The organism is Aureibacter tunicatorum (assembly GCF_036492635.1).
In the GTDB taxonomy this organism is placed as follows: Bacteria; Bacteroidota; Bacteroidia; order Cytophagales; family Cyclobacteriaceae; genus Aureibacter; species Aureibacter tunicatorum.
The window spans coordinates 3198223-3219847 of record NZ_AP025305.1 but is presented as its reverse complement, the minus strand read 5'-3'; the positions used below and the strand labels follow the sequence as shown (position 1 = coordinate 3219847).

The following is a 21625-nucleotide window of genomic DNA, read 5'->3' as shown; positions in this document are numbered from 1 at the left end:
TTATTTTACATGAAAATAAGGTTGTTAAACAAGGGAGAGGCTGTTCCCTATGATTTGCTTCTACTCGCTGATGAATCGAAGGAAGCCATTGACAAATATATCTTTGGTTCGGATATTTATTTGCTTGAACATGAAGGCGATATCTTGGCTGTCTATGTTTTAGCAAGAATTGACGACAGGCAATCGGAGATAAAAAATATAGCAGTCAAAGATGCTTGGCAAGGAAAAGGATTGGGTAAAATGCTTTTGCAGGATGCATGCGAAAAGGCAAAATCGATAGGCTGCAAGCAGTTATTGATAGGTACAGGCGATGCTTCTTTAAAACAACTTTATATTTATCAAAAGGCGGGTTTTGAAATGTCATTTATCCGCCATAATTTCTTTTTGGAAAATTATCCTTGCCCTATTTTTGAGAATGGCCTTCAGCTGAAACACATGGTTGTACTGGCTAAGGGCTTATGAAAAAGGATATTTTCAGATCTATAACTCAAGTGTTTCTTTGCCGACAAAATATTTTTTTAAGCTATATAATATAGTTTTAGTTATTCGTTTAAAGTGATCGATTAAATTATCATTTTGACGGATATGGTTTCAATACTGTTAGTGCTTGTAGGATTTGCTTGTTTGATTTTCGGAGCAAATTGGTTAGTGGATGGAGCTTCTGCTTTGGCAAAGAAATTCAATGTGCCGGACTTGGCGATTGGGTTGACAGTCGTTGCCTTTGGCACTTCAGCTCCGGAATTGGTTGTCAACACCTTCGCCGCATATCAAAGCCACTCGGATATTGTATTGGGAAATGTTATAGGAAGCAATAATTTTAACTTGTTTATTATTTTGGGTTTGTCAGCTTTGATATATCCGATCAAGGTTCAATCTTCCACAGCTTGGAAAGAAATTCCTATTTCATTGACGGTAACGATTATAGTCATCTTTTTGCTGAATGATTTTTTCTTTGTGTTGCCTTCGCGGTTGAGTCGTGCGGATGGCGTAGCTCTTTTGGTTTCGTTTTTTATCTTTTTGTATTATGTGTTCAAGCAGATGAAAAATAATACAATGCAGGAAACCGAAGTTCCAAGCATGTCTATGTTGAAGATTGCAGGGTTAATATTGCTTGGCTTGTCGGGGCTTGTGGCAGGAGGACAGCTTGTGGTTGTAAATAGCGTCTATATCGCGGAAAGTTTTGGCGTGAGCGAGAAAATCATTGGCTTGACGATAGTAGCGGCAGGAACTTCTTTGCCTGAGTTGATGACATCAATAGTAGCGTCATTGAAAAAGAATAGCGATATCGCCATTGGCAATGTCATTGGATCTAATATTTTCAACTTGTTGCTTATTCTATCTCTTAGCGGAATAATTCACCCAATAAGTTTTAACCCAAAATTCAATCTGGATTTATATATATTATTAGGCGGAACCATGTTGCTTTTGATTTTTATGCTGACTGGACAACGTAAAAAACTTGATCGATGGGAGGGAGCCTTGTTAATGATTCTATATTTGGGATATATGATATATCTTATAGTGGAGGAACTCTGATTTTTTGGCTGATTTGTTAATATTTTAATGATGGTGAATTAAATAAATCGCTATTTTCTCTATCTCTATATGGAATTTATTCATATAATGTTAATATTATTCTTACTTTGACAAATTTGATTATTCGTTTTTCCTTAGTTTGTCATTTGTCTGTACATCAGCTTTTTAACTATTGATAAAGTTAATAAATATTATAAATGAAATGTGATTGACTCAATTTGTCTTTTTAAGGTACTCAATGCCTTAAATGTGGATATAATAATATGACTTATCAAATTTGGAATAGCTTAATTCTACGTCTAGATTTGTTCCCATCATTATTTTTCAACATTTACAATTACATTTCAAAAATGAAAAAACAATTACTTAGCATGATTTTCCTTCTTGTATTTGGAGGATACGCTATGAATGCTTCCGCTGAGAAAGTCAACTCTGAAAAAGCGAAGCAAATTGCACTAAAGCATTATTATGCATCCCATCCCAATTCAAGGGTTTCCAATGTCGAAGTGCAAAATATTGTTTCTTCGGACGATGGTAACGAGAGTTATTATGTGGTGAATTACCAAGGTGGTGGTTTTGCCATTGTTTCCGGAGATGACAATGCTCAACCTATCTTAGGCTACACCGATGAAGGAACATTTGATCCTAACTCAATGCCGGAAGGTTTGTCGTTTTTATTGGCAGGTTATGAAAGATATGTCAATGGAATAGTCTCGGAAGGTGTTGAGAATCCTGCTGCCCAGCGAGAGTGGGAAAATATAGAGCAGGGTAGTTCTTCCAGATTGACAAATACAACTTCAGTTGCTCCGATGACTACGACTAAATGGGGCCAATCATACAACAATGATCGAGATTGCGGTATGTACGGAACTTACAACAAGTTCGCTCCAGTTACTGGTTGTGAGACTAAAAGTTGCGGAAGAGCTTATGCTGGATGCGTTGCTTTGGCCTTTAGCCAAGTGTTGGCTTATTGGAAATATGAAAGTAGCCCGAGTCTTGATTTTGATTGGGATAATATGCCTGACGAGCTTAGAAACAATACGCCTGAGGTTGAGGTTGACGCAGTTGCTCATTTGATCAGAAAGTGTGGCGATTTGGTGGATATGAGTTACAGTTGCAATGGTTCGAATGCATATTCGAGCAAGGTGGCGACAGCTTTGAGAGGAATGGGATATCCTGAAAGCGTTTATGAAAATCGTTCAAGCTACAATGACGACGCTTGGGTGGCAAAGATTATTGATCATTTGCAGAATGGCGTGCCAGTGCTTTATAGAGGTAGATCTGAAACAGCTGGGCACTTGATGATTTTTGACGGTTGGAGCCATGATAGATATTTTCATATCAATTTAGGTTGGACAGGCTATGGCAACGGAAACTATTATTTGATCGATGATCCTGAAGGATTTACGCAATATCATGGAGCGATTTTCAATGTGATTCCGGATAATATAAGGAAAGTCGGATCTATATTGGAAAATCCGATTAAAGTTAAAGCTGGATCAAATGGAGAAATTGATTACGTGGATGCGAGAGACAATAGAAGCTATGGCAATGATTACAATGGTTATAACAATCAATCCAGCGAAGATATTTTTTACAGATTTACATTGACCAAGAATTCTGAGGTTGAGCTTTCAACATGCGGCTCGGGAATGTCAGATACATATATTCACCTTTTGGATGAAAATGGCAATTTGGTTTTGGAAAATGATCAAGCCAGAGAGTCTTGCCCAAGCACTGATTATTCTTATATTAAAACTCAGTTGTCCGCGGGAACATATATTTTGGTTTCTGAAGGTTACAGGGATGCTTATGGAAGCATCAAAACGCAAATCAAGTCTAAGGTTTATGTTGAAAAGCCGGGGTCATCCTTCCTTAATCCAATAGAGCTTCCTAAACCAACAGGTCAGAATAAGTGGGAGTATGATTTTGTGGATAGCAGAGACAATGATTCTTATGGAAACAAGTATGTTGGTTCAACAAATCAGCCTAGCGAGGATATATTCTACAAGTTTGAATTAAAGAAAAAATCCGAGGTGGAGGTTTCTACTTGCGGCTCGCCTATGTCGGATACTTTCATTCACCTTTTGGATGCGAATGGAAATATGGTTTTTGAAAATGACGAGGCTTATGAATCTTGTCCAAGCACTCATTATTCGTATTTGAAGGAAATGCTTGAGCCGGGTGTGTATTATGTTGTGTCGGAAGGTTACACAAATTCTTCAGGAGTGATTAATACTCAAATAAAAACGGAAGAGTATGTTATGAAGCCTGGCTCTGAATTGGCGGCTTCGATACCAACTTTCTTATTGGCGATTAATGAGCCATCAAGATCGTATACAAATACATTAGCGACTTATGGCTTGGGTGACCATTTCAAAGGCTATTATAATCAGCCGAGCGAGGATATTTTTTACAATTTTGAATTGCAAACGGAGGCTGATGTGACTATCAATACTTGCGGATCACCTCTTTATGATACTTATATTCACTTATTGACAGAAGAAGGCGTTGAATATATGCAAAATGATGATGGCGGGTGCGAAACGTATAGACAATCGACTATTCAAGCGCGTTTGGCTCCGGGTAAATACCATGTAGTCGCGGAAGCGTATTATTATGGAGCTGGTGAAATAAAGATTTCCATAGAGGCTGTTAATATCAACCCTCAGAGCGGTCCAGATTTTATGGACATGTCAACTGGCGAGCCTGAATTATTAGTTGATACCGATGGAGAATTGAATATTGCTCCAAACCCGGTGGGTAATGTATTGAATATTCAGTCGGCTGAAGAAGAAATTGAGTGGCGAATTATTGATTTGTCAGGCAAAGTGTATAAGGCAGGAAATGTGAAAAGCATTGATGTTTCTGATATGAATTCAGGTGTTTGGATCATTGAAATAAGAAGCGCTGTAGATAATAAAAAGCTGCGCTTTGTGAAAAAATAATTATTTAAATTCCCGCCTCAATGGCGGGAATTTAATTTTAATGATCAACCCCATTTTACAATGGCCGCTGAAGAAAAATCTCCCGCATGAGCGAATCCCGCCAAGCAGATAGTATCACCTTTTTGGAAAGTACCTTTTTCCATATGTTCGCCAAGTGTGATAGGAATACCGGCGCCAAATAAATTAGCATATTTTTCGAATGTGTCAAGATGCCTTTCTTTTGGCAACTGGATTGATTCTCGCCAATTTCTTAAGAAAATAGGATTGGGCTGATTGGTAATCAAGTAATCAATTTCCGATGTTTTCATCTCGGCTTGCTTGCATACATCCTTAATAGCTCTTGGAACCAATCGGTTGCCTCTCATGAATATGGCTGCTGTTTTTGACTCAGGGAATTCTATGGAGCCGCTGGATCTATTTCCTTGCCACCACTTTTTATCATCTTCGTAGTATAACGTCATATCTTCACCATTTTCAGGGTTGTTATTCAATGTAATATGACTGACTTTGTTTTCGCTGTCATTGGTTACATAAGCTACGGCGGTGCCATCTCCAGGCACGCAAGATTGAGCTAATTGACGAGTATCTTCTTTGCCAAATATTCTTCCGCCTGCAGTTTGGGAAGCGCAAACTAGAGCAGACTTGATGCCATAGCTTTTCATGTAGGCTTTTACCATGTCAAGCATGTTAATGAATGCCACGCAGCCAGTATTGTGAAGGTCAAAAACATGAGGTACTTTCGCACCAATTTTTTTGGCTAATACAATTCCCGAGCCTGTGAAGGGTTCATCAGGATATGAAACATTGGTGACTATCATGTCAATATCTTGTTCCGGATCTAGATTATTTCGCTCTATGATTTGTTGAGCGCATATTTCCATATGATCGGAGGCTAATTCTTCTTCTTTGAAATGTCTTCTTTCATTTGTGCCAGCGAACATTTTGCTTTTGTTGCGCTTTTCTTCTTCACCAAAGTAATCATTATAAATTATTTGCTCTGGCAAATGGTAGGCAAGGTCCTTTATGGATAAAGTTATATCGTTCATTTTTAAAGATTTGTTAAAGGGCCTATGGGTAGATTGTTTGCATGTCTGTGTTCTAAAATGTTTTTCAAGTTTTGTAGCTCAATAGAATGGCCTGCATAAAAAAGATCCCAAAAATCTCCGACCCAAGCTCTGTCTTTTGGAGCTAGATCTTTATGCGGATTTTTGTCATAATATGGGTGTCTGCAGTTTTGCCAGAAAAGCACTGATCCCGGTTTGTTGAATACAAGTTGAGCGTCGACGATTCTGTTCAAATATACCATCCAAAGCTCTTCTCCTTGGTCCCATGCGCAATGATAGTCAACTATTCCGGCTTCTTTGTTTGAAATCACTTTGAAATAAATGTCTGTGCCTTCTTCAAGCATTTCTCTACCTACGTAAAGACCATTGTCATCAACGGGTTTAAGCTCTCGCATGCTATATGTCCATTCGGCAAGGCAGTGAGGGTTGCTCATATATTCAAAAACTTTCTCGGGTGGGCAATTAATATAGCTATGCACAGGGCAAAAGTTTTCATACAATTCGTCATGAGAATAAACCGCATGCGTCAAATCCGCTGCTAATCCTTGCATTTCGTCTTTGGAAACTTGCTCGCATCTTGTGAGGTTTGGGATGCTGTCAAGTGAGTTTTCGATGATTGCTGTTTTTTCGATCATTATGCTTTATTATTGAGAATTTTAAAAGGTGGAATTTCATCTCTGCCGATATTGAGAGATAGAATATTCACTTTATTATTGTTTTCTATTAATTGTAAAGTATTGTTAAGTTCCTGAATAGAGCTAATTTCAAAGGACTCGACATTTTGAAAAATATGCCTTAGGCCATTGCCGAATGTTGTTGTCCTGAAATTATTTATGTTCGTTACTTCCGAGTTGAATACTTTTTCTCTGAGAGTGCACATGCCATGTGCGTTGTCGTTGAAGATAAAAAAGGTAATAGGAAGTTGGTACTCGACTGCTGTATGTATTTCAAAACCGTGTATCATGAATGATCCATCGCCAATGAATACGTAAGATCTTTGAGATGGAGAATTAAAGAAGGATGCACCAATAGCAGCCCCAATGCTGTTGCCCATAGCGCCCATCCCCAAAGAGATATAGAATAATCCCAAGCCTTGAGAGCGTAAATGGTGCACGCAAAAAGCTCCAGTGTTTCCGGCGTCTACGAAGATGTCATCTTTGGGCTTTAGAGTTTTATTGATGGAGGCAATGATGTTTTCGGAAGTAAATGAATCTTCATCTTGCTTTTCTGTAGTAATTGATTGTGTTTCGATCAATAGGTTGGAAGAAGGTTGAATTTCTTTAAGTTCTTTAAGAAACCTTAAAGAGTTCATTTTTATTCTGTGCACAGATTTTGCCTTCAGATTGTTGATTTCGAACGTTGGAAATTCATTGATTATGATAATGTTCTTGCCTTCCAATAGGGGGGATACGCCAAAGGTATTGATGGCATTCAGCTCGCAGCCTAGGAATATGATATTTTCGCTTTGAAGGATTGTTTCTTCTGCGGTTTGGTGTCCCATCATTCCTATCAGGCCTTTGAAGTTTTTGTGCGCATTGCTGAAGCTTCCTTTTGCAGCAGATGTGGCGATGATTGGAATATTAAGCTCCTCCAAATCTTCTTGCAATGCCTCAAAAGAGTCTGTATGTCTTAATTCTTCTCCAGCGACCAGACAAGAGTTTGTCAGTGGATTTATGCTTTTTAATAAAGTTGATAAGTCATTGGTCTTTTCACTTTCCTTTTTTTCATTCAACTTGATAAGTTTAGTAGGAATGAAGCTTGCCGAGAATATATTTTTGGGAATGAAAATCACAGCGGGCCTTTTTTCAATTTCGCTGATAGCAAAAGCTTCTTGGAGAGTATTCGGAATTTCCGAACTATCCTTGATTTTTTTGCAATATGCAGTCATTGGACGTGTTGTTTCGACGATATCGAATGAATCTCCCTTGCCGGATGTGTCTTGAAAACCGCCTTTGCCTTCGAAATGCACGGGAACCTGTCCGCTGATGATCACTATTGGAATTCTGCTGGTGTAAGCTTCCGCGATGATGGGAATAGTATTCATGAATCCTCCGCCTGAAGTTGTGTAAACAACTTGAATTTGGTTGGTTTTTAGATAGGCGCTCATTGCCATTAGGCAAGCATTGTATTCGTTTTTTGCTAAAATGACTTGAGTCTCTTCTTTAGACTTTATGGAAAATAGCAAGTCTTCGATATTCGCGCCGCTCATTCCAAATATATGTTTTAAGCCTCTTTCAGCGATAAAATCAGCGATATAATCTTTGACAAATATGTGTTGATCTTGTTGACCTTTGATATATTGGCAAATTTTGTGCATGCCCTCTTCGATATTCTCTTGAGTATTGGATAGGCTGACTCGGATATAATTGTGTGAATGCTCGCCAAAGGCTACTCCGGGAATAGCCTCTATGCCTATCTTTTTTAGTTCTTGGCATACTTGTGAAGAATGCGCATGGCAATTGATGAAAATGAAGAAAGTTCCTTGAGGCGTGATATATTCTAAACCGTATTGATCAAGAATCTTAATTGCTGATGATACATTTTTATCGTGGAAATGGCTGAAGGAGATATTGCTGTCCAGAAGTTTTTTGGCAACTTCTTGTCCAAATGAAGAAATGGCGCCAATGCAATTGTGCATAAAAGGCTTGATTTTTTCTATGGATTCGGTTGGCGCAAGTACCCATCCTATTCGAGCTCCTTGGATTGGAAAAACTTTTGAAAAACTGCCAATAAAGATAACTCGTTCTCTCCATTCGTAAAGATTGATGTGTTTTTGTCCATTGAATATCAAATCTCTATATACTTCGTCGAAAATAATCGTGAGTTTTGGGTATTCGAGAAACAAGTGGTCTAGATGATCACGATCTGTTTCGGATAGTACTTTTCCTGTTGGGTTATGAGGACTGTTGATGAGCAGAATTGAGGTTTCATAGGAGATTTGTTGATTCAATGAGTCCCAATCGAATAAAGTGTCGTTTGATGATAGGTTGATCTTGTATTTTATCGCCTGTGCTTTATGAAGTTTTGCCAGTTGCTCGTAAGGGGGAAAGCCGGGGTCTGGTATTAAAATGATATCTCCGCTTTGGATGTGAGATCGAAATACAAAATCCAAAGCGCCTATTCCTCCATTGGTGATGATTAGGTTGTCAATACTATTCTGTCTGTAGTACCTCTCAATGAGTTTTTCTTTAAGATTTATATCTCCAAGAGATGGATAATACATATTGATTTTGGGAATTTCCCAAATGTCTCTTAACTGATCATTTGGAAAGAGAGAATGATGAGGTTCACCCAAGCCAAGGTTGATTATGTTAGCTTCGGGTGTGGTGGTTTCCATTCCGAATGCTTTTTCTTCTATCATGATTGAAAATGTAATTGAAATGTATTGAAAAAGTTATGGGTTCAAAATTAGTATATTTTTAATAAATATCTTCTTGTTTTGATTCTAATTTTCTTATATAATATAATTGATTTATTTCAACATAGATATATTATATTATAAATATTTAATTTTTAAAGCTTGTTTTATATGTGTTTATGCTTGTGTAGTAATATTGATTTTTATAAAATTAGTGCTTTGTTTTTTGTATATTTCAATGTTTTGTAATTGTTAATTTTTCATTTGTTGTCTTTGGATTTAGTGTGTTTTCCAAGTTTTTAAGGTCTTTTAATTTTCTATATAGTTTTATGTTTGATAATTGGTTTCCATTTTACCGGAAACCATTTATTTGTTTAGGGTTTTTCTATGTATTATTTTGACAAAAATGTAAAAAATATTTTCATGTAATATTTTATTTCGTATATTGAGATATGAGTAAAACAAAATATTGTTATTAATAATTGAGTTATACTTGAGTTTTGAATAAATATCTTTGTATAAAATAAATATTTAGTATGAGGTATTTGTAAGGTTTATCGGAGCCTATAATCCGACGCTTTTTAAACTTTGTGTTCAATCAAACCTAATGGATATGAAGCTATTCGAAAAAATCAAGCAGAATTATTCAGCTGTTCAAAACGAATGGACAGTCGAAGAGTATTTGGAGATGTGCTCCAAAGACAAAATGTATTATGCAAGCGCGGCTGAAAGGCTCCTTAAAGCAATTGGCGAACCGGAAATCATTGATACAAGGCATGATCCGGTATTAAGCCGAATATTTTCCAACAAAAAGATCAAGCGCTATCCTGCATTTAGCGAGTTTTACGGAATGGAAGAGACTATCGAGCAGATTGTTTCCTTTTTCAAACACGCTTCGCAGGGGCTGGAAGAGAAGAAGCAGATTCTTTACTTGATGGGGCCAGTAGGAGGAGGAAAGAGCTCCTTGGCGGAGAAAGTAAAGTCCTTGATGCAAGAATTTCCAATTTATGTGCTTAAGGCTGGAGATGAGTTAAGTCCAGTTTTTGAAAGTCCTTTGGGATTATTTTCAGATCATAAGGATATGTTGGAAACAGAGTTTGGAGTGCAAAAACGTTATGTGCCAAAATGCATGAGTCCATGGGCGCATAAAAGGTTGCAGGAATTTGGCGGAGAAATAGGAAAGTTCTCGGTGGTGAAAATGTACCCGTCGGAGCAAGAGCAGATTTCCATTTCCAAAACAGAGCCTGGAGACGACAATAATCAAGATATATCTACTTTAGTGGGGAAAGTAGATATTAGAAAGCTGGCTGAATTTGAGCAAAATGATCCCGACGCTTATTCTTACACTGGAGGGCTATGTCTAGGAAACCAAGGTGTTATGGAGTTTGTGGAGATGTTTAAGGCGCCGATAAAGGTTTTGAACCCTTTGTTGACGGCAACTCAAGAGAAAAACTTCAAGGGAACAGAGCCTATAGGAGCGATACCTTTCGACGGAGTGATCTTGGCTCACTCGAATGAGTCGGAGTGGGAAAAGTTTACTAATGACAAGAAGAATGAGGCATTTTTGGACAGGATATACAAGGTGTCTGTTCCATATTGCTTGAGAATAGATGAAGAGAAGAAGATTTATGAGAAATTGATTCGCGAGAGTTATTTGAAAGAAGCGCCTTGCGCGCCTAAAACTCTGGATATGCTGGCACAGTTTTCCGTCTTGTCAAGACTGATTGTGCCTGAGAATTCTTCCGTTTATTCCAAAATGAGGGTTTACAATGGCGAGTCTTTGAAGAACACAGACCCTACTGCGAAGTCGCTTCAAGAATATAAACAAGAGGCGGGAATCAATGAGGGGATGACAGGTATTTCCACGCGTTTCGCCTTTAAGGTATTGTCACGAGTATTCAACTATGACGATGATGAAGTTGCGGCTAATCCGGTGCATTTGCTTTATGTCTTGGAGAAAGAAGTGGTGAAGATGCAGTTGAATAAAGAAATTGAGTCAAGGTATCTTAATTTTATCAAGTCCGTGCTGGCGAGCAAGTATGTCGACTTCATTGCCGATGAGATTCAAAAAGCTTATATAGAATCCTATCAGACTTATGGGCAAAATATCTTTGAAAAGTATGTTATTTACGCTGATAATTGGATGCAGGGCAATGACTATCGCGATCCTGAGTCAGGTGAGATGTTGGATAGGGGAGTGCTTAATGCTGAATTGGAAAAAATTGAAAAACCAGCTGGAATCGCCAACCCTAAAGATTTCAGAGGAGAGGTGACGAATTATGTTTTGCGTTATAGAGCCAATAATGGAGGTGAGACGCCTACTTGGGATTCTTATCATAAGATTAAAAATGTGATCGAGAAGAAGATATTCGCGAATACGGAAGACTTGCTGCCGGTGATTTCATTTACTGCGAAGTCGAATGTCGAAGACGAAAGCAAGCACAAGGACTTTGTAAAGCGAATGAACGATAGAGGTTATACTAATAAACAGATTAGAATTCTTGTGGATTGGTTCATGAGAGTTAGAAAAACTATGGCCTAGGGAGGGGCGATGCTATGAGTATTATATTAGATCGTCGATCCAATGCTAGTGGCAAGTCTTCTAACAACCGTCAGAAATTTCTTAGGCGAATTGACAAGCAAATCAAGGATAATTTGCCAAGAGTGATTAATTCGGAATCGATCACCGAGCAAAGCTCTGAAGGGACTGTCAAAGTTCCTGTGAAGGGATTGAAAGAGCCAAGCTTTAGCCATGACCAAGGCACTGGAGACAAACGGTGGGTCAGGCCGGGCAATGATAGATTTCGAGAAGGTGATAGAATACCCAAGCCGCCTCCGCAAGGAGGTGGCGGCCAAGGTGCTGGAAAAGGAGCTGGTGATGGAGGCCCCACTGAAGATGAGTTTGTAGTGCACATTTCCAGAGACGAGTTTCTCAAATATTTCTTTGATGAGCTCGAGCTTCCAAACATGCTTCAAAAGCATATGGAAAAAGTGGAAGACACAAGGCAGCAAAGAGCGGGATTTGTCCGTTATGGAGTGCCTTCGCGTATCAATATCAAAAGAAGCTATCATGAAGCCCTTGCAAGACAGATGGCCATCAAAGGAGCATTGGATAAGAAAATCAAAGCTTTGCAAAAGAAGATAGATGACGGCCTTTTCGATGGAAACCAACTGGCGGAAGCTTTGGAGGAAGTGGAAAAACTTAAAAAACACAGAGACAATGTCCCTTTCATGGATGATGTTGATATCAGGTATCAGAACTTCGAGGAAGTGAAAGTGCCAATTAGCTCTGCGGTTATGTTTTGCATTATGGATGTGTCTGCGTCCATGACTGAGCATGAAAAGGGTATTTCCAAGCGTTTCTTCACGTTATTGTATTTGTTTTTGACGAAGCAATATAAGCAGGTTGATGTGGTGTTTATTCGACATCATACAGAGGCTTTGGAAGTTGATGAAAATGACTTCTTCAATTCTCGTGAAAGTGGGGGCACCAAAGTATTGCCTTCGTTGGAATTGATGGAATCAATAATTGACGAAAGGTACGATGCTAGTGCTTGGAATATTTATGCTTGCCAGGCATCTGATGGAGATGTATGGTCGCTGGCAGATGCTAGAGATTGCAGAGCTAAATTAAGCAGCGGCTTGTTGGACAAATTGCAATACATGGCATATCTCGAAATCAGCCGTGAAGGCATGGAAAGCGATCTTTGGAAAGCTTACAATGAAATATCCGACGATCAACTGTTTTCCATGAGAAAGATTCAACGAGTAAACCAAATATGGGAAGTATTTAGAGGATTGTTTCGCAAAAGGAACTTGTCGTTGGATTAGCCAACCGCTGATTTGACAAGGAGAAGCTCTATAGTTTTTAGGGCGAGGATGACACATCTAAGAATATGGATTGGCGGGCTGAGTGCGTGGCTTGCCAAACCATTATTCATTTTCAGATCTAAATATTGAAGCTATGGACAAGAAAGCAAGATATCGGGAATTGTTTTCCAATGCGGCATGGAATATCGACACGCTGAAAGCTGCCGATGAAGTGACTTCAAGAATTGGAAGCAATGACTTTAAACTGGATATATATAAAAACCAAATAGAGGTGGTTACCTCTGAGCAAATGCTCGATGCTTATTCACTGATAGGCTTGCCGACGAGCTATCCTCATTGGAAGTTCGGCAAATCATTTTCGATGAATCAAGAAAAGTATTCCAAAGGATATATGGGACTGTCATATGAGATGGTGATCAATTCAGACCCATGTATTAGTTATAACATGGAGACAAATACCACATGCCTGATGGTGCTGGTGATTGCCCATGCATGCCAAGGGCATAATGCCTTTTTCAAAGGAAATTATATGTTCAAGGATTGGACGTCCGCGGATTCGATAGTTGACTATATGGTGTTCGCTAGGGATTTTGTCATGAGGTGCGAGGAAGAATTTGGTCAGGATGAGGTGGAGCATACCTTGGATGCATGCCATGCCTTGATGAGCCATGGAGTTGATCAGTACAGAAGGCCGGATAAGCGAAGTTTCGCGCAGGAAAAGGATCGATTGAAAAAATTGGTTGAGATCAAGCGAGAAAACTTTAATGATCTTTGGCGCACAATTCCTCACTCCTCCAAAGAGAAAGAGAAGACGCCAAGCAAAGCGAATATGCTTTCAGAGCCGGAGAATAACATACTTTATTTTATTGAAAAAAACGGGCAAAAATTGCCGGCTTGGAAAAGGGAGTTGGTGAGAATTGTTCGAAAAGTTGCCCAGTACTTTTACCCGCAAAGTCAAACGAAAGTAATGAATGAAGGTTTCGCGACTTTTATGCATTATCATATTGTCAATCAAATGCAAACGGAAGGCTATCTCGACGAAGGGTTTATGTTGGAGTTTTATCATCATCACTCCAATGTGCTTTATCAACCTCCTTATAATAGTGACCACTTCTCTGGCATTAACCCATATACTCTTGGTTTTAACATATTCATGGATATCAAGAGGATTTGCACAGAGCCTACTCAGGAGGACAAGGAGTGGTTCCCGTATTTGATAGGGAAAAATTGGCTGGACGAGGTTCATTTCGCAATGGAAAACTTCAGGGATGATAGTTTCATTCTTCAATATTTATCTCCAAAAGTGATGAGGGATATGAAGCTTTTTTCTATTGAAGACAAGTTTGAGAATGATTATTATGAAGTGAATGCGATCCATGATGGGAGAGGTTATAAAGGAGTCAGAGAGGCCTTGAGCAGACAGTATAATCGAGGAACATTTGTGCCGAATATCCAAATAGAGTCAGTGGAACCGGAAGGTGATAAGATAATGAAGCTTGTGCATACGACAGACAATGAACAAGTATTGGAACAGAAAAGCGCTGCCGAAGTGTTGAGATGTGTGAAGTACTTATGGGGACATCAGGTGCAACTAGACACAGTGACTTTGGATGGCGAGAAAGTAAGAAGCTATAAGTATTGATTTGATTGGTGAGTGAAAGCGTTTTAGGGTTTTATGTTGATTTGTTAAGTGCTATTTTGGAATGATGTCAACGAGCTTTCTTTGCCAATTCATTCAGTATATTTTAGCATGTCGCGATTTGAATATCGGGCATGCTCTTTAGCTTCAAATTTTAGGTTTGATTGGGGTGGGCGGTACGGGGGCGCGGTTTGGCTTCTCTAAATCGCGCATTTTTATTTTTGTATTGTGTTCATCTTCAATCGTTGCCTAAATTTTTATCTTGTAATAATTAAAAAAACAGCCAAACTTGTTGAACTAAACTAATCGCTTTTATTTTATCATAGAAGAAGTCTCAAAAAGAGTGGATGAGAGAATTTTTCACAAAAAGCGCTGGTATTAGTTCGGAACGAAAATTCGCAGGATGCGAGTCCATTTCGATGCACCCTCCAAGCCCAATGCTTGGTTCTCCAATTCAATGCGCCAAGGTATCCGTTCATCAGAAAGATTGGACTACTCAGAAGAAATTTAAAAAAGACCCCTTTGGACGCTATTTGATGTTGCCAAACACTTCTTATCCGCATTTGACTATATACATACACTCCAAGTCTTTGAGCGATAGGTCCAGAACGCTGGAGGTAAGGGAAATGCATTACTCTCCATCCAAAGAGGGACGCCGACATCCATTTGTGGAGCATGATGGAGTGTTCAAAGCCGAGTATTCGCAGGCGGATTCGGAGCAGGTAAGAAAAGTGTGCAATGAGTTGTTGGCTAATGCCGGTTTTGGGATTGAAATTCAACAAGGCTCGTGGTCCAGAGCTGACAATGATCGCTTTTGGAGAAAAGAAGAATCTGTTGAGATACCGGAGGAACCGGATGTTCATGAAAGTCAAGTCGAGTTGCCAAAAGCGTCTGAGGAATGCGAGGATGTTCATGAGGTGCTTGATAGAACAGTTGCTTTGGTTGGTCAGGTAGACCAAGCGTTAGCCAAGCCTGAAAAGTCATTTTTCGAAAGATTTATTTCATTTTTGAATTTTCAGTCCTTGATTACAGAGATTGATTTAAAGCTGAAAAAAAGGCCAAAAACAGAAAAGAAGCAAAGCATGTATGTAAAGTACGTTGCGGGAGATGCGAAAATTGGGCCTTTGGTGGATTATATTATTGATGAGCTTGAGATGGAAACGGATGTGCCTGAGCTTGGCGACTATTTGGATTGGATAGGAGATATAAACGACTTGTCCGAAGAGCAAATGTGCACCTCGATAAATTCCGAAGCCGCTTGGATGGTCTCTACGAAATTATTGGAGATACGAATGTATGAGCTCGAGGAGGATTTGACTTGGCTAAAAAATGTGATGGATGGACTGTATTTTGCCATGAAGGCTCAGTCTGAACTAATGGGATATCGTGCGACGACATTTTTCTTTCCGAATAAGACATTTGAGATGGAATATAGTGTGATTTGCGATGAGCATGACCATTTAGTAAAATCCATGCTCAAAAATATGGAAAAAGCGGGGCTTACTGAAGATGTAAAAGGTGCTCATGCGAAGGAAGTGTCTCAAGATTTCTTTGAACATCAGATCGAGGACATGATGAGGCTTAGGCGTGAAATGGTTGCCTTGATTAAGAAAAAGTGCAGTGATCCGCTCCCAGAGCAAGAACGACAAGATCGAGTTATGTTCTCTTATCCTTACAGGTCTATGAGTCAAAGCCAAGTGGTGAAAGCGTTTAAAGATATGAAATTGGAGTTGCCGAGTAGTTTGAAAGCTTTTGATGACGACTCCAAAGCTAGAAAGTCTAAGAAAAAATAGTTTAGTCTTTCCATGGAGGCGAGCTGATGATATCAGCGCACCACCTTGGAGGAAGCTTGTGTTCTCGTCTTATTGGATTTTCAACTTCTTCAGTGATTATGGCGTCTTCTCTAGATCTCCAAGGTTTTATCCAAGGCATATCGCAGTATGCCGATAGTGGCATGGTAAAAGCATAATTGGCGGCATTGATTCTTATCGCTTTAGCTAATTCTCTGGCAAAGTGTATGAATGCGGGACTAAGGCAAACGTTGCCTTCAAGGTTCATTTCTTGTTCCGAAGGTATTTGGTCCGGCGTGATTTCATCCCATTCGCTTGCGCTGTCTGATCTTGTAAGGTGCTTGTCTCTTTTAAATAATTCATTTGGATCCCAACTGGAATCTTTGACCGCATGGGAAGTGTCGTAGGTTACTGCGGGCATGAAAGTAGTGGCTTGATAAAGCTCTTTGGCTGGTTTCTTAGGGTCTTTGATAGGGTGTTTGTCAGTATGAATACTTCTTGTTGGATCCTCATCCATGGCAATGACAACGCTTCTATTGTTTTTTCTCCAAGCGAGTTGCCTAAGCAGGTACCTGCCGGACTTTCTGGAAATAAGTCTGGCGAACATAGCCATAGCGTTGATTCGAGCTTGATGATTCAATATTCTTAGAAATGTCTCGTCTTCGGTGAGCACCGATTGATAGTGTATTCCTTGATCGAATCTCGAAAGCATTTTCCAAAGCAAATTGGCTTGGTAAAGTTCTTCTTCATTCATTTGGTCTTTGTCAGCTAGCCAAGGGTTCAGCTCAAATTCTATAAGATCTTGGACAAGATTCTCATGGATTTGTTTTAGCTCTTCCAGCATACCCAACAGCACTGGAACAACAGGTTGAACGTCTCGTGTGCTATGGACTGGATTCAAAGTCAGCCATTCATAAATGCAATGCTCTATGTAATCTATTAATTCTATCTTACGATAAATCAACGAACACATCAGGTCTCTTTGTTGGCTGCTTTTGCACACCTGAAAACCCACTGTTTCTTTTTTCATTGCATTTTCAAAAAGGCCAATATGAATGAGAATTTTATGGAGGACGGGATCTGTGTAGGTTTTTGGCAATTGTGTGTCGCTGTCTAGCAAAGCGCTTGTTAAAGGGAGCTTATTTAAGGTAGGAGTTTTTTGAAATACATATTGTTCAAAATCCTTTGATGGAATTAGGCATTGAATCGGTGAGGGAGGAAGTTTGGAGATAGCATGTTTCGCAGCTATGGATTTTTTGCATTGCAAAGTAGATGTGAGCTGTGAATGTATGTGCATCAAGAAGAACCGCTGGATATTAAATGATTGTTATTATAGGAAACATGTCAACCTGCTCAATGTTTATCAGTTCTTCTATCAGTATAAAATGCGATTTGAATAGTGATTTTAGGTGATTGCATTGAGCAATATGCTAAAGGTTTATTGATTTTGAATTCGCTTATGAATCTATTTGGTGATTATGTATCATTTTTATTGATCTTTCGTAGCATAGTAGGAAGAAATGAAAGATTAACGACGATAGATATGTTGAGTTTTGAGTTTAAAAACCCGGTAAAATTGATTTTTGGCGAAGGTCAAATTGAAAAGCTTAAAGAAGAAGTGCCTCAAGATGCCAAAGTTTTGATCCTGTATGGTGGAGGAAGCGTCAAAAAGAACGGAATCCTAGACCAAGTCAAGGTGGCTTTGAAGGGTAACTATTACGAGGAGTTTGGTGGAATATTAGCGAATCCGGAATATAGTGTTTTAGTTGAGGCTTTGGAGGTAATTAAGACCAAGAATATAGATTATTTATTGGCTGTTGGTGGAGGATCAGTTATTGACGGCGTGAAGTTTTTATCCAGCGCCGCGCTTTTTGAAGGGGACAATCCTTGGGATATTTTATCCAAGCGTATTAGAACGGAAAAAGGCATGCCTTTTGGCTGTGTATTGACAATTCCCGCTACAGGGTCGGAGATGAATTCCGGAGCCGTGATTTCAAGGTCGGAAATCAAAGAGAAACTTTCGATGGGAGGACCGGGCTTGTTTCCACAGTTTTCAATATTGGATCCGCAAGTAATAGCCACATTGCCTTTGCGTCAGATTCAAAATGGAATAGCGGATGCTTTTGTGCATGTGTTGGAGCAGTATGTCACTTATCCGGTTGACGCCTGGTTGCAGGACAGGCTTTCCGAAAGCATTCTTTCAACTTTGATAGAACTGGCTCCTCGTATATTGGAAGATCCAAAAGACGCTAAGGCCGCATCGAATTTCATGTGGTCATGCACTATGGCTTTGAATGGTTTGATTCAAAAAGGAGTTCCTTCGGATTGGGGCGTTCATATGATTGGCCATGAGTTGACGGCATTGTATGGAATTGACCATGCGAGGACTTTGGCGATAGTCTTGGAGCCTTATTACAAACATCAGTTTGAGCAAAAGAAAGAGAAGCTGGCTCAGCTTGGAACGCGAGTTTTCCAATTATCAGGAATGAGCGAGGAAGAAATTGCACGACAAACGATTAATAAAATCATCGAATTCATGCACTCTATAGGCATACCTACCAAGCTAAGCGAGTACACTGATGATTATGATGGAGTGGATGACATCATAGCGAAAAGATTTGAAGAAAGAGGCTGGCTGAAAATGGGCGAGCGAAAAGATATAGGCCCAGCGCAAGTGAGAACGATACTTCAGCAATCTTATTAGATAACAACAAGCGCCTTCAAGCATAAAAAAATGGAGGCGTTTTTATTTTATATATGATTAACATTGATTTGAATGTTGTTAAATCAAGTTTCTCTCCAGTAAAATAAGCATTAATCGATTTTTTGACAACATGAGTTTCTTCATATTGTTCTGTTGAAAACAATGTGGGGAAGATATGAAAACTTTATTTATCATTATTCAATTGTTGGTGGCATTCGGAATTTTCAATGTTTGGTTGATACGTTTCAATCATTCCTCTGAATGGAGAGGTTCCAATGCCCGAAATATGAAAGAAGAGTTTGAAGCTTATGGACTGCCTGTATGGTTTTTAGGCTTTATCGGTTTTCTGAAGTTATTGTGCGCGTCATTGCTTGTGCTCGGACTTTGGTTTCCGGAGTTTGTAAGGCCTGCTGCTTATGGCCTTGTTTTGCTGATGATGGGAGCGATTTCCATGCATTTTAGAGTAAAAGATCCCATGAGGAAGTCTTATCCGGCAATAGCGATGTTGGGAATGTCTTTGTTTTTAGCGGTGGCATGACACTGTGAGTATTTAAATCGTTTGCGGTGATTTTTCCATGCCTTTCCATGCTTTTGGATGGCGTAGTGAACTTTCTTGATTAATTTAATTCGAGAGCTTGATCAGCGGATGAAGCTCTTGTCTTATTTTATATTTTTTGGATGAAATATTTTAGGTTTCAGTGAATATTTCGTTGACTTACAATTTGAAGTTATGAGAAAGTTCTTATTTATGCTTGGGTTGGGGCTCATGCAATTTTCGTGTTCTCAAAATGACGAAAAATCAAGTGCTTCGGCTGACATATTGCCTTTTGAGCAACCTCCAAAATGGTCGCAAGAAGCCGTTTGGTATCAAATATTTCCTGAAAGATTCGCTAATGGAAATACAGCCAATGATCCTACTTTGCATGATATTGAGGGAGCTTGGCCGGAAGTACTGCCTGACAACTGGAGAGTGAAAAGCTGGACAAGTGATTGGTATGGTTTGGATGATTGGGAAGAGTCCGTTCAGAAAGACTTTTATCATACCGTGCAGATGAGACGTTATGGAGGTGATTTGCAAGGCATGCTGGACAAGCTTGACTATCTCGAGGATCTGGGGGTTACGGCTTTGTATGTCAATCCAATGAATGACGCGCCGTCGCTGCATAAGTATGATGCGAGAAGCTACAGGCATATTGACCGAAATTTTGGGAATGACCCTAAGGGCGATGAAGAAAAAATCGCTCAAGAAATACCTGACGATCCCAGCACTTGGGTGATGACTTCAGCTGATAGCATGTTTTTGGAGTTTATCGATAAAGCGCATCAAAAGGGGATGAAAGTCGTATTGGACTTCTCATGGAATCATACTGGAGTGACATTTTGGGCTTGGCAGGACATATTGAAAAATCAACAGAATTCAAAGTATGCGGATTGGTACGAAATAGAGTCGTTTGACGATCCGGAAACCGACGAAAACGAATTCAAATATACAGGATGGGCCGGCGTGCATACGCTTCCGGAGTTGAAAAAGGTTGATGCGGAAAAAAGAGTGCATGGAAAGCCATACGAGGGCAATGTTCATGAAGGACCAAAACAGCATATTTTCAATGTTTCTAAAAGATGGATTGATCCGAATGGAGATGGGGATCCTTCCGATGGAGTAGATGGTTTTAGGTTGGATGTGGCTGATCAGGTACCATTGGGCTTCTGGAGAGATTATAGAAAATATGTTCGTAGTTTGAATCCTGAATTTTATCTCATTGGTGAAATTTGGTGGGAAGAATGGCCGGACAAATTGATGAATCCGAGGCCGTATTTGCAAGGAGATATATTCGATGCGGTCATGCATTATCAATGGTACAAGCCTGCGAGAAGGTTCTTTGCGCAGACGGATGGAGGAATGACTGTAGACGAGTTTTTATATGAATTGGACAGCACTCAAAAGGATTTGCCTGACTACACCAACAGGGCGATGATGAATTTGACATCAAGCCATGACGCTCCTCGTTTTGCCACGTCGATTTTTAATCGCCATTCAGGGTATAAGAATGCGGTGAATCCAAGAGATGATAAAGCTTACAAGCTAGGAAAACCTGATGAGCATACTAAGAAAATTCAACGCATGATGTTGGCGCATCAGTTCACGCATATTGGATCGCCTCAGATTTGGAATGGAGATGAGCTAGGCATGTGGGGCGCCGATGATCCTGACAACAGAAAGCCAATGATATGGCCGGAAATGGAATTTGATGCTGAGAAAACAGCGCCTTTGGGCTTGCAAAAAAATGAAGAGGAAGTCAAGGCGGATTTGGCTTTGAAAGAGTACATCAAGAAACTGATCGAAGTAAGAAAGAATCACCCGGTGCTTTCTTACGGAGAGACAAATTATTTCTTGGCCGATAGTTCTAATTTGATATTAGGATATAGAAGATTTGACAACAAGCATAATATTTTGGCGATTTTCAATAGAGAAGAGAAGGCTATTCAAGTAGCTGATAGAGCGCTTCAGGGCAAGTTCGAGGATTTGTTGACTGGAGATATTGTTGACTTGGACGGAACTTTGGAAATGAAAGAATTGTCAAGCATGATATTGCTTCAAAGATAACGGGTATATACATTTTACATTTGGGTTTAAAATGTGGAGCCAGCTTAATCGCTGGCTTTTTTTATTTAAATATTTTTATTCATTTATATTTAATATGTCTATAAATTTTAATTATTTTAGTCTTAATATAATTTATTGTTCAATATTATT

14 protein-coding genes are annotated in these 21625 nt (G+C 39.4%); 10 read left to right on the top strand and 4 right to left on the bottom strand.

Features of this window, described 5'->3' with window-relative positions; genetic code table 11:
• The first annotated feature begins 9 nt into the window (after window positions 1-9).
• The 3 genes from AABK36_RS13575 (at window position 10) to AABK36_RS13565 (ending at window position 4484) form a co-directional block, all read left to right on the top strand.
• Entirely contained in the window at window positions 10-462 is a 453-nt protein-coding gene (locus tag AABK36_RS13575) for a GNAT family N-acetyltransferase (protein ID WP_309938369.1), read from the top strand.
• Window positions 463-585: 123 nt separating this feature from the next.
• Complete coding sequence (locus AABK36_RS13570; protein ID WP_309938370.1) at window positions 586-1536, top strand: calcium/sodium antiporter; 951 nt, start codon at window positions 586-588, stop codon at window positions 1534-1536.
• A gap of 350 nt (window positions 1537-1886) precedes the next feature.
• A complete protein-coding gene (locus AABK36_RS13565; protein ID WP_309938371.1) occupies window positions 1887-4484 on the top strand; it encodes a thiol protease/hemagglutinin PrtT in 2598 nt (865 codons plus the stop codon).
• 44 nt (window positions 4485-4528) lie between these two features.
• On the opposite strand, the gene AABK36_RS13560 is transcribed toward AABK36_RS13565, so the two are convergent.
• The 3 genes from AABK36_RS13560 to AABK36_RS13550 are packed head-to-tail and all read right to left on the bottom strand — an operon-like array spanning window position 4529 to window position 8909.
• Window positions 4529-5530 carry a 3-oxoacyl-ACP synthase III family protein gene (locus AABK36_RS13560; RefSeq protein ID WP_309938372.1) on the bottom strand — a complete coding sequence of 334 codons (1002 nt, stop codon included), beginning with the start codon at window positions 5528-5530 and terminating at the stop codon, window positions 4529-4531.
• 2 nt (window positions 5531-5532) lie between these two features.
• A complete protein-coding gene (locus AABK36_RS13555) occupies window positions 5533-6183 on the bottom strand; it encodes an SRPBCC family protein (protein ID WP_309938373.1) in 651 nt (216 codons plus the stop codon).
• Window positions 6183-8909 carry an aminotransferase class I/II-fold pyridoxal phosphate-dependent enzyme gene (locus AABK36_RS13550; RefSeq protein WP_309938374.1) on the bottom strand — a complete coding sequence of 909 codons (2727 nt, stop codon included), beginning with the start codon at window positions 8907-8909 and terminating at the stop codon, window positions 6183-6185. The genes AABK36_RS13555 and AABK36_RS13550 overlap by 1 nt, the downstream gene beginning before the upstream one ends.
• Window positions 8910-9519: 610 nt before the next feature.
• On the opposite strand from AABK36_RS13550, the gene AABK36_RS13545 reads away from it, so the two are divergent.
• The 4 genes from AABK36_RS13545 to AABK36_RS13530 all read left to right on the top strand — a co-directional run bounded on the left by AABK36_RS13545 (window position 9520) and on the right by AABK36_RS13530 (window position 16169).
• Window positions 9520-11448: a PrkA family serine protein kinase gene (locus tag AABK36_RS13545; protein WP_309938375.1), complete on the top strand. Its 1929-nt coding sequence runs from the start codon at window positions 9520-9522 to the stop codon at window positions 11446-11448.
• Window positions 11449-11462: 14 nt separating this feature from the next.
• Window positions 11463-12737 (top strand): YeaH/YhbH family protein, encoded by a 1275-nt coding sequence (locus tag AABK36_RS13540; RefSeq protein WP_309938376.1) that lies wholly within the window; start codon window positions 11463-11465, stop codon window positions 12735-12737.
• A 133-nt stretch (window positions 12738-12870) separates the two neighbouring features.
• Window positions 12871-14379 (top strand): SpoVR family protein, encoded by a 1509-nt coding sequence (locus AABK36_RS13535; protein ID WP_309938377.1) that lies wholly within the window; start codon window positions 12871-12873, stop codon window positions 14377-14379.
• A 344-nt stretch (window positions 14380-14723) separates the two neighbouring features.
• Complete coding sequence (locus AABK36_RS13530; RefSeq protein WP_309938378.1) at window positions 14724-16169, top strand: hypothetical protein; 1446 nt, start codon at window positions 14724-14726, stop codon at window positions 16167-16169.
• Between the two features lies 1 nt (window position 16170).
• Here the strand turns inward: AABK36_RS13530 and AABK36_RS13525 are convergent, their stop codons facing one another.
• Entirely contained in the window at window positions 16171-17196 is a 1026-nt protein-coding gene (locus tag AABK36_RS13525) for a hypothetical protein (RefSeq protein WP_309938379.1), read from the bottom strand.
• Window positions 17197-17709: 513 nt separating this feature from the next.
• On the opposite strand from AABK36_RS13525, the gene AABK36_RS13520 reads away from it, so the two are divergent.
• From AABK36_RS13520 to AABK36_RS13510, 3 genes are all read left to right on the top strand, one after another.
• Window positions 17710-18870, top strand: coding sequence for an iron-containing alcohol dehydrogenase (locus tag AABK36_RS13520; protein ID WP_309939177.1), 1161 nt, complete (start codon window positions 17710-17712; stop codon window positions 18868-18870).
• 175 nt (window positions 18871-19045) lie between these two features.
• Window positions 19046-19408 carry a DoxX family protein gene (locus AABK36_RS13515; RefSeq protein ID WP_309938380.1) on the top strand — a complete coding sequence of 121 codons (363 nt, stop codon included), beginning with the start codon at window positions 19046-19048 and terminating at the stop codon, window positions 19406-19408.
• Between the two features lie 192 nt (window positions 19409-19600).
• A complete protein-coding gene (locus AABK36_RS13510; protein ID WP_309938381.1) occupies window positions 19601-21475 on the top strand; it encodes a glycoside hydrolase family 13 protein in 1875 nt (624 codons plus the stop codon).
• The last annotated feature ends 150 nt before the right edge of the window (window positions 21476-21625 follow it).

Coding starts and splice junctions, on each gene's coding strand:
- AABK36_RS13560 (WP_309938372.1), bottom strand. CDS start 5,530: ATGAACGATATAACTTTATCCATAAAGGACCTTGCCTACCATTTGCCA.
- AABK36_RS13515 (WP_309938380.1), top strand. CDS start 19,046: ATGAAAACTTTATTTATCATTATTCAATTGTTGGTGGCATTCGGAATT.
- AABK36_RS13575 (WP_309938369.1), top strand. CDS start 10: ATGAAAATAAGGTTGTTAAACAAGGGAGAGGCTGTTCCCTATGATTTG.
- AABK36_RS13510 (WP_309938381.1), top strand. CDS start 19,601: ATGAGAAAGTTCTTATTTATGCTTGGGTTGGGGCTCATGCAATTTTCG.
- AABK36_RS13565 (WP_309938371.1), top strand. CDS start 1,887: ATGAAAAAACAATTACTTAGCATGATTTTCCTTCTTGTATTTGGAGGA.
- AABK36_RS13520 (WP_309939177.1), top strand. CDS start 17,710: ATGTTGAGTTTTGAGTTTAAAAACCCGGTAAAATTGATTTTTGGCGAA.
- AABK36_RS13535 (WP_309938377.1), top strand. CDS start 12,871: ATGGACAAGAAAGCAAGATATCGGGAATTGTTTTCCAATGCGGCATGG.
- AABK36_RS13555 (WP_309938373.1), bottom strand. CDS start 6,183: ATGATCGAAAAAACAGCAATCATCGAAAACTCACTTGACAGCATCCCA.
- AABK36_RS13530 (WP_309938378.1), top strand. CDS start 14,724: ATGAGAGAATTTTTCACAAAAAGCGCTGGTATTAGTTCGGAACGAAAA.
- AABK36_RS13545 (WP_309938375.1), top strand. CDS start 9,520: ATGAAGCTATTCGAAAAAATCAAGCAGAATTATTCAGCTGTTCAAAAC.
- AABK36_RS13540 (WP_309938376.1), top strand. CDS start 11,463: ATGAGTATTATATTAGATCGTCGATCCAATGCTAGTGGCAAGTCTTCT.
- AABK36_RS13550 (WP_309938374.1), bottom strand. CDS start 8,909: ATGATAGAAGAAAAAGCATTCGGAATGGAAACCACCACACCCGAAGCT.
- AABK36_RS13525 (WP_309938379.1), bottom strand. CDS start 17,196: ATGAAAAAAGAAACAGTGGGTTTTCAGGTGTGCAAAAGCAGCCAACAA.
- AABK36_RS13570 (WP_309938370.1), top strand. CDS start 586: ATGGTTTCAATACTGTTAGTGCTTGTAGGATTTGCTTGTTTGATTTTC.